At 64.5% G+C, this 14882-nt stretch carries 13 protein-coding genes and 1 pseudogene; 8 read left to right on the forward strand and 6 right to left on the reverse strand.

Annotated features, from left to right (window positions below):
* Positions 1-272 precede the first annotated feature (272 nt).
* Positions 273-920: pseudogene (locus B5X78_RS07695) on the reverse strand (response regulator transcription factor); the annotation flags it as partial.
* A gap of 271 nt (positions 921-1191) precedes the next feature.
* On the opposite strand from B5X78_RS07695, the gene B5X78_RS07700 reads away from it, so the two are divergent.
* From B5X78_RS07700 to B5X78_RS07710, 3 genes are all read left to right on the forward strand, one after another.
* Positions 1192-3051, forward strand: a complete 1860-nt coding sequence (locus tag B5X78_RS07700) for a hypothetical protein (protein ID WP_139381452.1) — start codon at positions 1192-1194, stop codon at positions 3049-3051.
* Between the two features lie 69 nt (positions 3052-3120).
* The gene (locus tag B5X78_RS07705; RefSeq protein ID WP_079723836.1) at positions 3121-3852 is read left to right on the forward strand and encodes a DUF72 domain-containing protein; all 732 of its coding nucleotides are present in this window, start codon (positions 3121-3123) and stop codon (positions 3850-3852) included.
* Positions 3853-3931: 79 nt separating this feature from the next.
* Positions 3932-4159, forward strand: coding sequence for a hypothetical protein (locus B5X78_RS07710; protein WP_079723837.1), 228 nt, complete (start codon positions 3932-3934; stop codon positions 4157-4159).
* 107 nt (positions 4160-4266) lie between these two features.
* Here the strand turns inward: B5X78_RS07710 and B5X78_RS07715 are convergent, their stop codons facing one another.
* Both B5X78_RS07715 and B5X78_RS07720 read right to left on the reverse strand, forming a co-directional pair.
* Complete coding sequence (locus tag B5X78_RS07715; protein WP_079723838.1) at positions 4267-4530, reverse strand: hypothetical protein; 264 nt, start codon at positions 4528-4530, stop codon at positions 4267-4269.
* Positions 4531-4850: 320 nt separating this feature from the next.
* Positions 4851-5777 (reverse strand): HNH endonuclease, encoded by a 927-nt coding sequence (locus B5X78_RS07720; RefSeq protein ID WP_079723839.1) that lies wholly within the window; start codon positions 5775-5777, stop codon positions 4851-4853.
* Here B5X78_RS07720 and B5X78_RS18880 point away from each other — a divergent pair.
* Positions 5744-6166 carry a (deoxy)nucleoside triphosphate pyrophosphohydrolase gene (locus B5X78_RS18880; RefSeq protein ID WP_079724469.1) on the forward strand — a complete coding sequence of 141 codons (423 nt, stop codon included), beginning with the start codon at positions 5744-5746 and terminating at the stop codon, positions 6164-6166. The genes B5X78_RS07720 and B5X78_RS18880 overlap by 34 nt on opposite strands.
* A 34-nt stretch (positions 6167-6200) precedes the next feature.
* Here B5X78_RS18880 and pdxR read toward each other — a convergent pair whose 3' ends face one another.
* On the reverse strand, positions 6201-7667 hold the full coding sequence (gene pdxR, locus B5X78_RS07730; protein ID WP_079723840.1) for a MocR-like pyridoxine biosynthesis transcription factor PdxR: 1467 nt from the start codon (positions 7665-7667) through the stop codon (positions 6201-6203).
* A gap of 103 nt (positions 7668-7770) precedes the next feature.
* On the opposite strand from pdxR, the gene B5X78_RS07735 reads away from it, so the two are divergent.
* Positions 7771-8277, forward strand: coding sequence for a hypothetical protein (locus B5X78_RS07735; RefSeq protein ID WP_139381453.1), 507 nt, complete (start codon positions 7771-7773; stop codon positions 8275-8277).
* Here B5X78_RS07735 and B5X78_RS07740 read toward each other — a convergent pair.
* Positions 8202-8723 carry a hypothetical protein gene (locus B5X78_RS07740; RefSeq protein ID WP_079723842.1) on the reverse strand — a complete coding sequence of 174 codons (522 nt, stop codon included), beginning with the start codon at positions 8721-8723 and terminating at the stop codon, positions 8202-8204. The two genes, B5X78_RS07735 and B5X78_RS07740, sit on opposite strands and share 76 nt — an antisense overlap.
* Before the next feature lie 37 nt (positions 8724-8760).
* Positions 8761-9624, reverse strand: coding sequence for a helix-turn-helix transcriptional regulator (locus B5X78_RS07745; protein ID WP_176140797.1), 864 nt, complete (start codon positions 9622-9624; stop codon positions 8761-8763).
* A gap of 69 nt (positions 9625-9693) precedes the next feature.
* Between B5X78_RS07745 and B5X78_RS18615 the strand changes: the two genes are divergently transcribed.
* From B5X78_RS18615 to B5X78_RS07755, 3 genes are all read left to right on the forward strand, one after another.
* A complete protein-coding gene (locus B5X78_RS18615; protein ID WP_176140798.1) occupies positions 9694-9924 on the forward strand; it encodes a hypothetical protein in 231 nt (76 codons plus the stop codon).
* 109 nt (positions 9925-10033) lie between these two features.
* The gene (locus B5X78_RS07750) at positions 10034-13135 is read left to right on the forward strand and encodes a TonB-dependent receptor (protein WP_079723844.1); all 3102 of its coding nucleotides are present in this window, start codon (positions 10034-10036) and stop codon (positions 13133-13135) included.
* Between the two features lie 217 nt (positions 13136-13352).
* Positions 13353-14864 carry a serine hydrolase domain-containing protein gene (locus tag B5X78_RS07755; protein WP_079723845.1) on the forward strand — a complete coding sequence of 504 codons (1512 nt, stop codon included), beginning with the start codon at positions 13353-13355 and terminating at the stop codon, positions 14862-14864.
* Positions 14865-14882: the final 18 nt, after the last annotated feature.

Consider the following 14882-nt stretch of genomic DNA (forward strand, 5'->3'; position numbering starts at 1 on the left):
CAGACGCCACTGCGGAGGACAAAGGAAGACCATCTGCCCGAACCACAGGTGTTTATATTTTGTAATGTGAAGTTCGTCACGTCAATGACGTGCGCTCACTCTCGCTCTCAAAGGATCTCCCGCACGCGGTCTGCCCCCATCCCCGCCTTTCCCCGCAGGCGGGGGAAGGGGCTGGAAGCCGGTCAGCTTTCCGCCGAGGCGTCCACCACCATCAAGTAGCCCGAGCCACGCACGGCCCGCACGGGCAACGCCAACTCCGTCCTCGTCTTCAGACGCGTGCGCAGCCGATGCAGCAACACCTCCAGCCGATGCGGATCAAAGTCCTGCGGCTGTCTGGTCTGCGCGGCAATCAGGGTCTCGCGCGCCACCGGCTTGCCCGGATGCGCGAACAGCAACTGCAGGAAGGCGCGCTCGGCTTCCTGCAAGGCCAGGGTCTGGCCATTGGGTGTCTGCAGCGTCCAGCCGCCTTCGATCAGTTTCCAGCCCTGGCCGGACGCACGACTGCCGGCATTGGCATCCGCCGTTGCCGGCCCACGCAGACGCCTATGCAGGTTGGCAATGCCGGCCGCCAGCACATCGAAGTCGACCGGCTTGCTGAGGAACAGATCCGCCCCCTCGGCCAGCGCCCGGGCCATGGTCTTGGCCTCGCCGCGCGCGGTCAGCACGATGATGCCCACCGAGGACAGCTGGCGCAGGTGTGCGGCCACGCCCAGTCCGCTTTCGCCTGGCAGGCCGATGTCGAGCACCACCACATCCAGCGGCTGGACACTCATATGCCGGTACAGCGACTCCGCGCTGGGGACACCGGTCACCACGAAACCCTTGGCCTTCAGATCGTCAACCAACAGGTCTCGCAGTTCGTCTTCATCCTCGACCACCGCGACCCGCGGCGGCGAAAGGTGCAAGCTGGAATCGCGCATGGGCAACAAATTGCGGGGGACGTCCGCAGCGTAACCCAGTTTGTGTCCACATTCCGACAGGCGGGAAAATGGATTTTCTTCCTTCGCACACCGCGCTATCGCCGCCTTTCACTGGCTCACAGTTGCTCAACGACGGACCAGCACGCACGCGGCGCCGATCCAGCCCGCGCGCAGCGCCGGTTGGTCACCTGCTAATCACCCGCACGAGCGAAGACTTGCCGCCCGCTCGGCTGCGCAGCCCGTCGAGCGCGCCAGCTCCGCGAGGTGTGCCATGCATCTGCCGTCGTTGCGCTCGACTCTTCCCGTCGTGGTTTGCGGCCTGGTGATTGCCGCCTTCTCGCACGTGGCCACGCTCAACGCGCAAAGTGCGCCCGCGCCGGCGCCACCGATGAATCGACTGTCGGTGGAACCGCGCGTGCCAAGACTGGGCGTCACGCCCTGCGTGGTGGAACTGTTCCGCGACGTGGGCACCGGCTATTTCGCCGAGCCGGAGAACGAACCGGAATTCGCCTACGCGCCGCCCGCAGCGTGTCCCTGGCCATGGGCCAAAGTGATCCTGAGCGTGGACTTGGCCGGACCCGGCACCACCCACATCGCCAACATCACCATCGGGCTGGGCGACGCCAGCCACAACCCGGTGTTTTCCACGCGCCTGTTCGTCGGCGGCGCCCAGTTCAATGCCGGCCAGCCCAGCTGGCGGGTGGAGCGCGACATCACCGAGTACGCGCCGCTGCTGCGCACGCCACGCCCGGGCTTCGCGCGCGATACCGATGGCTACTATCGCGATCCCAATCGCGAAGACGGCGCACGCGCCAGCGGCCGCATGATTTTCTACCCGGCCACCACGCCGCAGACGGTGGCGCGCACCGCCGACGTGGTGATGCCGCTGGCGTACGGCTCGGCGCAACTGGACAACCTGCCGCGCAACATCGAACGCGCCTACCTGGACGTGTACGCGCAACTGCCGCCGTTCTGGTTCACCTGCGTACCCGACAACGCCGCGACCAACTGGCCGCTGCTGGTGCAGACACCGCTGGCGCCCGGCGACAACGACGGCACCTACGAGCCTGATTCGCAGGGCTGCGCAGGCAGCGCATACAAGGATGTGATCGTCTTCCTCGATGGCCAGGCGGTGGGCACCGCGCCGCTGTATCCGTGGTTGAACAGCGACATCAACATCCGCTTCCATCGCAGCGTGGACGTGCCGGTGCCGACGCCGCAGTCGATCAACTTGATGCCGTTCCGCGTCGATCTGACCCCGTTCGCCGCGCTGTTGAGCAATGGCTCCGTGCATATCCTGGAAGTGCAGTACGGCGATGTGAGCGGATCCTTCCGCGGCACCTACTCCACCGCGGCCTTGTTGCTGCACCTGGATGCGGGCAGCACGCAGATCACCGGGGCGGTGCTGCGCAACAGCTTAAACGGCGTGCCGGTGCAGGCCAGCACGGAGCAGAACGACTGGAGCATCGAGGGCACGACGCTGATCGGCCAGGTGGCACGCAGCTATCGCCGCGCCTGGGAGATCGCCGGCTACGTCAACACGTCGCATGGCCGCGTCGACACCACCGTGCAGCAGGAACAGGTCTTCAGCAATGCGCAGGACGTGCGCCTGACCGGCTACGACAACTACCCCTCGCATACCTACGAACAGCGCGCCGATCTCGTCAGCCTGACCGAGCGCACCACCCTGCGCCAGCAAGGCAGCACCGTGCTGGCCTTCGATCGCGATCGCTACCACTACCCGCTCACCCTGTTCCTGCGCGCCAGCGGCGGCACCGGGCCGGGCGGCCTCAATGATTCCTTCCTGACCAGTGCGCAGGCCTCGGTCGAGCAAGGCGATCACCGGACGAGTTCACACGTGCGGCCGGCCGGTGCCTATGCCAGCCGCGTGTACGCGAACTTCGCCGGTGGTCGCCGCCTGCTGGCCGACGGCACGTACAGCAACTGGCAGGGCGCGCGCAGCCACTACTTCAACGACACCCTGGGCAGCTGCTTCCGCGAACGCGTGACCTGGCAAGCGGGCGCACTGACGGCGCATACGCAGGGCGTGGGATGCCCGGACGGCGTCAACCGCGTGCGCGGGTTTGCGCATCCGGATGGATCGCCCGATGACCTGGGGTGGTTGCGCTGAGTCCATCAACGACCTTCGCATGACCCAGACGGGCGTTGTCCGACATTGCCGCTTCACCAGGAAGCCGCGATGCCAACACCCACACACCGCGTCGGCGCCGCCGGATGGTCCCTGCCGCGCCAGCATGCCCACCACTTCGGTGAGGGAGAGAGCATGCTGGCGCGCTATGCCACGCGTTTCAGCGCCGTGGAAATCAATTCCTCGTTTTACCGCCCCCACCAACGCAAGACCTACGAACGCTGGGCGGCCAGCGTGCCGGCAGACTTCCGCTTCGCGGTGAAACTGCCGCAGGCGATTTCGCATGAGCACGCGCTGCAGCGCGCGGGCCCGCTGCTGGATGCCTTCCTGGAGCAGGCGGATGGGCTGGGGAAGAAGTTGGGCGCCCTGTTGCTGCAGTTGCCGCCCAGTCTTGCGTTTGAAGGGCGTCCAGCATCCACCTTCTTCGGCCTGTTGCGGCGACGTACGCAGGTACCCGTCGCCTGCGAGCCGCGCCATGCCAGTTGGTTCAGCGAACGCGCCGAGGCGCTGCTGCGGCAACACGCGATTGCCCGCGTTGCCGCGGATCCGGCCAGGCTGCCCGAGGCCGCACTGCCCGGCGGTGACACGCGTTGGCAGTACTGGCGGTGGCATGGATCGCCGCGCATGTACTACAGCGAGTATTCCGCACAGGCGCTGGCCGGGCTGGCGGCGCAGGTGCGCGAGCTGGCCGGGCGGCGAGCGCCGTGGGTGATCCTGGACAACACCGCGCTGGGGTTCGCGGTGCCGGATGCGCTCGAGGTGCAACGCCTTGTTGGCAAGTGACGGCCGATTGGCGGCTTTCTGTCGTCACCGACAGGCTCCGGATGGATTTACGCTTGCCACTCGATCACGAGATCGCGGCATGTCGTTTGGGTCCATCCGGGAGCGCAAGCTCGTGGCGTTGGCGTGCGGATATGGGCTGTCGATTGCCAGCCGGGCGGTGGACCACTACAAGGCCTGGCCGGAGAAGGACACGGCGTGGACGGAGTGGAAGCCGAAGCGCACGTGGCGCGGAAGGCTGGTGGCCTATGCGTTGGCGCTGCTGCTAGCGGCGGGGTTTGTGGCCGCGGTGGTGTGGTTGGCAGGATGAGCGGGCCGCGCCTTGGGTGAAGTCGTGCTTCGACCTTGCGTTGATGCCCTGACATCGCGTGCTCGAACCGGTCTCCTCGACCCTGCCCCGGCTCGAAACGCGGGCTTTCAGTGGACCACAGGCAGCGGCAGGCGGTAACGATGCATCTGCCGCTTCAAGCGGATGGCGAGCTGCGCCAGTTCGGTCAGGCAGACCGAGGTGGCTGTGCGGGAGAGGATTAGCTCGGGAGGATCTATGTGGTTGTACGGAGTGGCGAGCGCTGCAAGGGTGAGCAATGAGGATTCGAGAAGATCCAGGATGTCGTAGGCATCCTCGGGCATTGCGTAGCCGGCTTCGGGGATGAAGCCTTCTTTCAGGGGTGTTTGGGTCATTGGATGAAGCTCCGGACGTGCAGTGATGTGCCCTACCCCAACGGAGGTTGGGGAGGGGTGTCGGGAGGTTCAGAACCGTGCTGAGAGAGACGGTGCGCTTATTTCCCTTTCGGGTCTTGTATTCGCAGCCCTCCCGACGCAGACCTTCCGCATCGGGCGTCAGCTCATGGCGAGATGACGTGGTGCCGACCCTCCGTAAACGGTCGGCTCAATCTCAGCGGGAGTTCTGACACTCCACGCACTCGAGGCTGCGACTTGTACCTCTGAAGTGTCAACGCACATTGCCTGCCTTGCAAGGCAAGACGCCAACACCTCTAGCACTACCCTAGGAAGACCTCTGCGCGGTGGTATGCCATATACGCCTCTTGCTGAGCACTCAGAGGCATCGGCGCGACTTTGGACTCCAGGTCCCAAGCCGCTTGCACTTCAGGCGGAAGCCGCTCGCTAACCCGCAGCTCTCCATCCTCTACGAAAGTTATGAATCCATTGTCAAACAGTCGATCAATGTGCGGTGCGAGAAGAAGTCCGTTGCTCCCATCCAACCTCTCGACGTTGCTGCTTCGCGACCACGGCTTGATATGGCTCGCTATCAGGAAGCGGACATCAGCGATACCAGTGACTCTGCACCTCGACTCAATCTCTGTAACTCGCGAACGAAACAACCCCTGCCCCATGCGCGCTTGAATAAGCTGCGTGCGCTGCGTCACTTTCAATCCGTCGTCGCTAAGTACCTTCGCTATGGCCGTGGTGTCATCGGCAGCAGACGTATTACTCGCCTTCGCAAGTATCTTCTCCACCTGGCCCTCTAACAGCGCAATCAAGACCTGCGCCATGCCTTCGGGTACCGGGGTCAGATAAACGCCCTGGTTGCCGTTCCCATTTTCTTGCAACGGTGAGTACTTCGCTGGCAGCACAGGCTTTAGGCGGTCAACGTGGTCCTTGGGTCGAATGGTGTTCTCCAGCGTCGTAAACTCAACTGGTACGTACCACCCGTCTTTGGCCCAATTCGCACCCGCGCTTTTGAACTCGCTTGGTTTTGGCGCTGACTCACTCGGGCCACTGGCAATTCCAATTGCCTTGATGAGGGTGTCAGCAAACGAGAAGATGACATCGCCTGATGCGACTTCTGTCATTGCATGGTAGAAACGGTTCTGTCCTCCATTGGCTTTGGTCTTTGGTGACCACAGATATCCGCCCCTTACTTCGTGCTTGTATGTCTGATTCTGGTTTACCCACCAATACTGCATGTCCTTCTCCCATTAGGGACCTGCACGTCGTTGCCGCTGTGATTCAATTCAGCAACAAGATTCTAGCTGCAAAGCGGCTGCCAGGCGGACCCTCCGGCCTTAAGTGGGAATTTCCTGGGGGGAAGGTCGAGAAGGGCGAGTCGCCGCAAGATGCTCTTCAGCGCGAAATTCGTGAAGAGTTGAGCCTAGAGATTTCGGTGCAACAGGACATCGGAACCTTCGCGACTGTCATTGGAGACGTAAGGATTCACTTGCAGTGCTTCCGTTGCGTTGCGCAATCTGAAGTGGTCGTTCTATCCGCGCATTCGGAAGTGATGTGGTGTTCTCCAGCCGATCTTCGTACCTTGGATTGGGCGTTGCCTGATGTACCAGTAATCGACGTAATCTAGGCGCGACTGCTAAGCACGAGGCGGGTCGACACGCTCAATGCGCCCGCGCCGAATACTCCACCTCCAAACACCTCCGCAAAACCTCCAACGCCAACTCAATATCCCTAACCGGCAACCCCGCATACCCCAGAATCAACCCCGCCCTGTCCGGCGGGTCCAGGTAATACGGCGAGAGGGAGTACAGCCCTAGGCCCATGCCCCTGGCGCGTTCGATGAACTGCCTGCCTTCCTCGCGGCTGCGGTGCTTGAGCCAGACCGGGATATGCATGCCGGCCTGCGAGTCGCGGAATTCCAGCCGTCCGTTGCTCATCTGCCGCAGGCCTTCCAGCAGGGCGTCGCGTCGTTCGCGCAGGGCGACCAGGGATCGCCGCAGGTGGCGGTCGAAGGCGCCTGACTTCATGAAGTTGGCCAGCGCGGCCTGGTCGATGGCCGAGGCGCCGAAGTCTTCCATCCACTTGGCCGCCACGAAGTCCTTGCGCAAGCCGCGCGGCACCACCATGAAACCCAGCCGCATCGAGGGGAACAGCATCTTGGAAAAGGTGCCCACGTAGATCACGCGGTCGTGGCGGTCCTGCGACTTGAGCGAGGAGAGGGGGCGTGCGTCGTAGCGGATTTCTCCGTCGTAGTCGTCTTCAATCACCCAGCTGCCATGCCGATGTGCGTACTCGAGCAGGGCGGCGCGGCGCGCCTCGGGCATGGTGCCGCCGTAGGGAAACTGATGCGAAGGCGTGGTGCAGATGAGGCGCGGGGCCTGCCCGAGCGAGGACACGTCTGGCAGCGCATCGACCTGCAGCCCTTCCTCATCCACCGGCACCGGCTGCAGATGCGCGCCGTAGGCGAGCATGATCGAGCGGGTGGCGTAGTACTGCGGCTCTTCAATCGCCACCGGGTCGCCAGCTTCCATCAGCACCCGTGCGCACAGCGACATGGCCTGCTGGGTGCCGGCGACAATCAATACGTCGTCCGGGCTGGCCTCGACGCCACGGCGCAGCACGTACTCGCTGATCGCCTGGCGCAGTTCGGGCAGGCCCTGCGCCCAGGAATAGTTGGGCGAGGTGTACAGGGCAGCGTGGCTCAGCTCGCGCGCCCAGGCGGTGGTCAGGGCGGGATTGGTGTACGGCGATCCGTACTGCAGCGAGAAGCGCACGCCGGGAATCGCCTTGCCGGGCAGGTTCTGGTGATCCAGGTGCTGGCGCGTGCGCGCGACGAAGGTGTTGGGCGCGGGCAGGCGGGTGGCCGGCGCGGGTTCTGCCGGCCGCCGCGTGGGCGCGGTGACGTAGCTGCCCGATCCCACGCGGCCATCGATATAGCCTTCGGTGCGCAGTTGTTCGTAGGCGGCCAGCACCGTGTTGCGTGACAGACCCATCTGTTCGGACATGAAGCGGGTGGGCGGCAGGCGGCTGCCCTGCCCGAGTTGGCCTGACTCCAGCGCCTGCTTGAGCGCGCGGGTCAGTTGCGCGTGCAACGGGCCGTTTCCATCCAGTTGAAGTTGGGTCAGCATCCGGGTCTCCTGTAATGGCCCTATTGGAACCAGCCGGATTGGCCCTTGATAGGGCCATTTGCATTGTTTCAGATAGGGCCAAATTGCCACAGAGTGCGACTCCATGCCTGTTCGTAGCCCATCCCTGCCGCTGTCACCTGCGCTGCCGATGCTGTTCTGGCTGGTCCTGCTCGCCACCGGCGCGGCGCTGCTGGACCTGGGCGTGGCGGTGGCCTGGTTTGGCGCGCAGGGCGTGCCGGCGGAGCGGGTGTTCCAGTCGATCGCCACCTGGGTGATGGGGCGTTCGGCGTATTTCGGTGGCGATGCCACGGTTGTGTTCGGTGGCCTGCTGTATACCGCCGTGCTGTGCGGGGTGATGGGCTTGTACCGGGTGCTGGCGCGGCGCTTGCCGCTGTTGCTGGCGCGCCCGATCACGGCAGGCGCGCTCTACGGGGCGCTGATGTACCTGCTGATCTTCCTGGTGCTGGTGCCGCATGTCAGCGCCGCCAATCCCGCACCGCATCCGCTGATCTGGCATGCACTGTGCGTGCTCGCCTACGCGCTGTTGGTGGGCATTCCCGCCGCACTGCTCGCGCGTTTGCCGGCCGGGGGCCTGCCCGCCAGGGCGTAATGCGCGCATAGCACGCCGATGACGGCGTGCATGACGATGCTGCTGATCACCCATGCCAGGTCCTTGAAGCTGGCCATGCCCGCGGCAGACAGCGGCAACACCACGAAGTTCATCAGCAGGTACAGGCACAGGCCGTAGATGGCGCCAGCGCTGTTGGGGCGAGTACGCAGAAGCACGCTGTAGCGCGCGGCCTGACGATAGGCAAGGATGAACAGCAGGATGATCGCGAAGTGCGATACCGCGCCGAGCGCGGCGCTGCGTGCACCGCCGGCAAAGCTGGCTTCACCCAGCCAGCCCGCGCCGATGGATTGCAGGATGCGCAGCGGCGGAACCTGATGGCTGACCCACCAGAAGCCCATCGCGAACACCAGATCGGCCAGGCCGGTGACCAGCGTCCCCAGCGCGACCCGCGCCCCTGTCGATACGTTGGCGTCATGGCTGCTCATCGTTGTCTGCCTGTGTGGTGGAGGGTGTGGTGTTGAATCACGCCGCCCGCTGCGGGCGTTGCAGCGCATGCCGGCGGATATCGGTGGGGGTCGCGCCAAAGGTGAGCTTGAACGCGCGACAGAACGCACTCTGGCTCTCAAAGCCCAGCCGCAGCGAGATGTCGAGGATGGACAGATCGGTGCCGCCCAGCAGCTCCAGCGCGCGCCGATCGCGCAGCCGTGCGGCGTACTCGAACGGGGTTTCGCCGAAGACCCGGCGATGCATGCGCAGCAGATGGCAGGGCGAATAGTTGGCGAGGGTGGCGAGCTGATCCAGATCCTGGCGCAGGCCGGGATCGCAGACGATGGCATGGCGCACGCGTAGCAGCCGGCTCATGGTCTGGTGGCGCAGATGGCGGGTGCGGCCGGCGCAACGTTCCAGCAAGCCGTGCAGCGCGGCTTGCCGACGCGCGATGCCCGCCATCAATGCAGGCGCGACGTCCAACGTGGCCGGGCCGCTTTCGTGACTGCGCACCACGGCAATCATGGCGCGCGCCAGATCACGGGAAATCCGCCCCTGCCACGGCAGCAACAGCATCTGCTCGGGCTCGCGCGGCTGGGCTTGCGGCCACACCTCGCGCGGGCCGGCGATGAGCAGCCAGCCATTCGACTCCGCTGCCCGGCATTGCAGCGCGCCATTGCCCCACAACTGGCAGCGACCCGGCTCCAGCGCCCATTCCCTGCCGCCGGACTGCCACCAGAGGCGACTGCGGATGGCCCAACCCAGGCTCATCCAGTGCGCTGGCACGGACACGGACGTGCCGCGCCCCTGCGCGAGCACCACATGCAGTGCGTGGGTGGATTCGTGCTGCAGATCCAGCTGGCCAAACGGGCGCAGCCGGTGCTGGACGACATCGGTCATTGGGTGTCTCTCTCTGCCTGCTTTGCACCCTAGGGGCCAATGCGCGCCGCGCCGAGAGCCAATTGCGCGATGAGCAAGCAAGCCAATCCGCAGCGAAGCGGTGGCACAAACAGAAAGGCCACGATCGAAATCGTGGCCTTCCTGCGCCAGTTCGGAGAGAGAGCAACGTTCCGGCGAAATCCATACTGCCCGCATGTCGCCGCCAAAGTTGTGCATCGCTCGCGCAAATGCTGTGCAGGAATTGCCTTCGCTGTGTTGCGCGTCGACGCAATGCTCAACTTCCGCACATATCAAACGTAAACGGATCGTTAGCCTCGTCGCATCAGGCGTGGGGGATACCGGCACCTGATCTTCCGCGTCACGCGACCACCGCGTGATCGTGTTCTTTGATCTTCAGGAGAGACCCAGAGTGAGCATCAACCGAAACATGCAACGCGTGGTAGGGGGGCTGAAACGCACCGCACTGAGTACCGCCTTGGGCGTGTGCTTCGTCGGCGGCGCCTACGCGCAGTCGAATACCTCCGGCGCCATCAGTGGCCGCGCGGCCGCTGGTGAAACCGTCACCATCACCAATCCGGCCACCGGCCTGACCCGCAGCGTGACCGTGGGCGCCGACGGCAGCTATCGCTTCTCCGCGCTGCCCACCGGCCAGTACACGGTGACCACCGGCGCCGGCGGCAGCCGCAATGTCAGTGTCAACGTGGGCACGGCCAGCAATGCCGACTTCACCACCAGCCAGGGCGGCGCGACCACACTGGACTCGGTGACGGTGGTCGGTTCCAGTGCGGTCAATCCGATCGACGTGTCGTCGGTGGAATCCACCACCATCCTGACCGCCGAGCAGATTGCCAAGATCCCGGTCGGTCGCGATGCCACCAGCGTGGCGCTGCTGGCGCCGGGCACGGTGCGCGGTGACGCGGCGTTCGGCAACCTGGCTTCGTTCGGTGGTTCGTCGGTGGCGGAGAACCAGTACTTCGTCAACGGTTTCAACATCACCAACACCTTCCGCGGCTTGAACTTCACCCAGGTGCCGTTCGAGGCGATCGCCGAGCAGCAGGTGAAGACCGGTGGCTACGGCGCCGAGTTCGGTCGTTCGCTGGGCGGCGTGATCAACCAGATCACCAAGCGCGGCGGTAACGAGTTCCATGCCGGCGCCAATATCTTCTACGAGCCGGAATCACTGCGCGAAGAAACCCTGAACACCTACTACTCCAATCCGCTGGTGCCCGACACGCTGGGCCAGATCCGCCAGGACAACAGCAAGGACAAGGAATGGCAGGCCACTGCCTCGGTCTGGGCCAGCGGCGCGTTGATCAAGGATCGCCTGTTCGCCTACGGCCTGGTGCAGTACCGGCGTGAGGAAAGCGATACCTGGAACAGCGTGGTCAACAGCACCAACACCAGCGCAAAGGCGGACACGCCCAACTGGGTGGTCAAGCTGGACTGGCAGCTGTCGGACAACCACCTGCTGGAATTCACCGGCATCTCCGACAAGCAGGACACCGAGACCGACGTGTACGGCAACACCCTGGGCCGGCTGGATCGCACGCGCTTCATCGGCACCAACTTCCAGGAGTCCGGCGGCGACAACTACATCCTCAAATACACCGGCTACCTGACCGACAACTTCACCCTGTCGGCGCTCGGCGGCATCGGCAAGTCCTCGCGCTCGCAGCACCTGCGCACGGCGGCCGGGCTGGACGTGCGCTACAACGGCGACCTCAACAATCCCGCCACCGGCTGCCCGATCATTGCCGACATCCGTCCGCAATACCGGCGTGACCTCACCAGCGGTGGCCTGCCCTATGTGAGCACCTGCAACATCACCGGCGGCGCCATCCAGGGCTTCAACAACGAGGACACCCGCCACCAGTTCCGCCTGGATGCCGAATGGCAGCTGGCCGATCATCGTCTGCAGTTCGGCCTGGATCTGGACAACTTCGAATCCATCGCCGGTACTTCCACGGAAGGCGGCCGCGTGTGGCGCTATGCCACCAGCAACGGCGACGACACCTTGCCCAACACCGGTGACGAATACGACCTGGTGCGCGAGCAGATCGTCAACCAGGGCTCGTCCAACGAGATCAAGCAGCGCGCCTTCTACATCCAGGACAACTGGAACGTCACCGACAACTTCATGGCCTATCTGGGCTTGCGCTGGGATACGTTCGACAACCGCGACGGCTTCGGCAACAGCTTCGTCAAGGTCGAGAACCAGCTGGGTCCGCGCCTGGGCTTCTCGTGGGACATCAACGGCGACTCCACCTTCAAGCTGTTCGGCAACGCCGGCCGCTACGCGCTGCCGTTGACCGCCGACGTGGCCACCCGCGGCGCTTCGGCGTCGGTGTTCACCCGGCAGAACTTCCGCTTCACCGGCGTGGATCCGGTCAGCGGGGCGCCCTTGGGCCTGACCCCGATCAACAACCTGACCTACATCAACGGCGAGTTCGGCGAGCCGAAGAATCCGCAGACCATCGCCGCCAAGGATCTGGATCCGATGTACCAGGACGAGTACATCCTGGGTTTCCAGGCCGCGCTCAGCGATCACGTCAACCTGGGCGTGCGCGCGATCTACCGCGATCTGAAGGCGGCGATCGACGACAACTGCGACTACACCGCGATCATGGACTCGGCTGGCTTCACCCAGTTGCCCAACGGCGCCTGGCGTGACCAAGCCGGCCGTTTCGCCGAATTGCCGGGCGCCGGCTTCCCGTATTGCCGCATCTTCAATCCGGGCGAAGACGCGGTGTTCATGACCGACCTGTACGGCGACGGCAACCTGACCGCCGTGCACGTGGACGGCGCGCGCCTGTCGCCCAAGGCCAAGCGCACCTACAGCGCCATCGAGCTGTTCATGGATGGCAGCTGGGACAACTTCTTCTTCCAGGGTTCGTATACCTACGGCAAGAGCAAGGGCAACACCGAGGGCGGCGTGAAGTCGGACATTGGCCAGGCCAATACCAACACCACGCAGGACTTCGACTACCTCGAACTGACCGAGAACACCTACGGCTACCTGCCCAATGATCGCCGGCACAGCCTGAAGTTGTTCGGCAACTACGAGTTCAGCGAGGAATGGTCACTCGGCGCCAACCTGATCGTGCAGTCCGGCCGCCCGCTCAACTGCTTCGGCGTGTATGCACCGTGGCCGAGCCAGTCGGGCTTCCATCCCTATGGTTCGTCCTTCATGCGTTGCGGTACCACCGAAGCGGGCCAGGCCTTGGGCCCGGACGGCGAACCGACCAACAACGTGCAGGAATTCCCGCGCGGCACCAAGGGTCGCCTGCCGTGGACGCGCAACCTGGATCTGAACCTGCGTTACGCGCCGCTGTGGGCCAAGGGACTGCAGTTCAAGGTGGACGTGTTCAACGTCTTCAATGAGCAGAAGGTCACCTCGGTCAACGAAACGGCCGAAGACGTGGATACCGGCATCCCGTTGGATACCTACATGCTGCCCTTGTCGTTCCAGGCGCCGCGCTCGTTCCGTTTCATGGTGCAGTACGACTTCTAAGTTGCGGGGAGCGATCCTCCTCTACTCCCTCCCCCGCAAGCGGGGGAGATCATTCTCTACTCCCTCCCCCGCAAGCGGGGGAGGGTTGGGGTGGGGGCAACAACGAAGTCCAGATCAAGAACACCCCAAGGCCCTGCTCGAAGGGCCTTTCCATTTTTACTAAACCCTCCACCGGTTCTTCGCATCCCATCACTACGTCTTCCGGAAGAATGTGTCGATGACCACAGCCCGAACGCTTCGCCTGCTCTGCATCCTGTTCAGCGCGCTGCTGATTGCACCCGTCGCGCTCGCCAGCGATTCAAAGCCTGCAACACCCTACGCCGCGATACAGGCCGACATCGAGGCGCGCATCGCTGCTGGCGAGCTCACCGGTGTTTCCGTGGCATTGGTCAAGGACGGAAAGATTGTCTGGGAGCAGGGCTTCGGCTGGGCAGACCAGCGCGCTGACCGGCGCGCGACCGAACGCACCGCCTTCTCGATTGCCTCCACCACCAAGCCCTTCACCACCACGGCGATGATGTTGCTGGCGGCCGATGGCACGCTGGACCTGGATCGTCCGGCCAATGATTACCTGGGCGAAGAAAAGATCGTCGATGCCCACGGCCCTTCGAGCGAAGCCACGCTGCGGCGCATCGCCTCGCACTCGGCCGGCCTGCCGACCCTGTTCGGCATGTATCCGGAAGGCGGCAAGGCCAAGCAACCAAGCATCGCCGGGCTGGTGCGCGACTACGGACACCTGGTGGCGCCGGTCGGCGAACGCTATGAATACTCGAACCTGGGCATGGGCATCCTGGCGGAAGTCGTGGCGCGGCAATCGCAGCAGGAATACGGCCAGTTCCTGCGCGAACGCGTGCTGCAGCCGCTCGGCATGCGCGACAGCTTCTTCGACACCGATCTGAGCCGGCGCAAGGAGATGGCCGTGCGCTATGCCGACGACGGCACGCCGCTGCCGTTCTACCTCACCGCCACCCCGGGTTCGGGCGAGCTGTATGCCAGCGCGCATGATCTGGCGCGCTTTGCCATGCTGCACTTGGGCGGAAAAGGTCTGGAATCTTCGGCGAGGATTCTTGATCAGGCGCGCCTGGACGAGCTGCATCGTCCTGCCACCGAAGTAGCGCCAGGCTTCCATTACGCGCTGGGCTGGGAGGTGTACAACGCGCCAGGGCAACTCGGCATCCTGCATCATCGCGGTGGGCAGTCGGGCGTCACCGCGGAGTTCGTGCTGGTGCCGTCAGCCGGCGTTGCCGCGATTGTGTTGAGCAATCGACGCGGTCCGCCGGGCTTCATCGCCGGTGTGCGCGATCGCCTGTTGAAGACGGTGGTGGCCGATTGGAAGACGGTGCCCTCGCCGCCCACGCCGAGCTTGCAGCCGCTGCAGCCGGCGCAGGACTACCGCGGCCAGTGGCGCGGCAGCCTGCTTGCCCAGGGCAGGCAGGTGCCCGTGGTGCTGGCGATCGGCGATGACGGCACGGGCACGCTGAGCGTCGGCGACGGACCCGCACAGGTCATCACCGATCTGGGCCTGGTCGATGGCCTGCTCTCCGGCGACACCCATGGCGACATCGGCAGCCCCGATACGCGTCGCGATCAACTCAATCAACTGGCGCTGTCATTGAAGCGGCGCGGCGACCGTCTCGACGGCGAAATCGTCGCCTGGCGCAAGACTTCGACCAGCATGATGATGTGGCCGTATTGGACGGACTTGAAACGCGTCGAGTCCACGCCTTAGGCGGCAGTCGAACCCACC

Origin of the sequence: Pseudoxanthomonas indica (assembly GCF_900167565.1) — a bacterium.
GTDB classification, from domain to species: domain Bacteria; phylum Pseudomonadota; class Gammaproteobacteria; order Xanthomonadales; family Xanthomonadaceae; genus Pseudoxanthomonas_A; species Pseudoxanthomonas_A indica.

Coding starts and splice junctions, on each gene's coding strand:
- B5X78_RS07700 (WP_139381452.1), top strand. CDS start 1,192: ATGCATCTGCCGTCGTTGCGCTCGACTCTTCCCGTCGTGGTTTGCGGC.
- B5X78_RS07705 (WP_079723836.1), top strand. CDS start 3,121: ATGCCAACACCCACACACCGCGTCGGCGCCGCCGGATGGTCCCTGCCG.
- B5X78_RS07710 (WP_079723837.1), top strand. CDS start 3,932: ATGTCGTTTGGGTCCATCCGGGAGCGCAAGCTCGTGGCGTTGGCGTGC.
- B5X78_RS07715 (WP_079723838.1), bottom strand. CDS start 4,530: ATGACCCAAACACCCCTGAAAGAAGGCTTCATCCCCGAAGCCGGCTAC.
- B5X78_RS18880 (WP_079724469.1), top strand. CDS start 5,744: ATGTCTGATTCTGGTTTACCCACCAATACTGCATGTCCTTCTCCCATT.
- B5X78_RS07720 (WP_079723839.1), bottom strand. CDS start 5,777: ATGCAGTATTGGTGGGTAAACCAGAATCAGACATACAAGCACGAAGTA.
- pdxR (WP_079723840.1), bottom strand. CDS start 7,667: ATGCTGACCCAACTTCAACTGGATGGAAACGGCCCGTTGCACGCGCAA.
- B5X78_RS07735 (WP_139381453.1), top strand. CDS start 7,771: ATGCCTGTTCGTAGCCCATCCCTGCCGCTGTCACCTGCGCTGCCGATG.
- B5X78_RS07740 (WP_079723842.1), bottom strand. CDS start 8,723: ATGAGCAGCCATGACGCCAACGTATCGACAGGGGCGCGGGTCGCGCTG.
- B5X78_RS07745 (WP_176140797.1), bottom strand. CDS start 9,624: ATGACCGATGTCGTCCAGCACCGGCTGCGCCCGTTTGGCCAGCTGGAT.
- B5X78_RS18615 (WP_176140798.1), top strand. CDS start 9,694: ATGAGCAAGCAAGCCAATCCGCAGCGAAGCGGTGGCACAAACAGAAAG.
- B5X78_RS07755 (WP_079723845.1), top strand. CDS start 13,353: ATGACCACAGCCCGAACGCTTCGCCTGCTCTGCATCCTGTTCAGCGCG.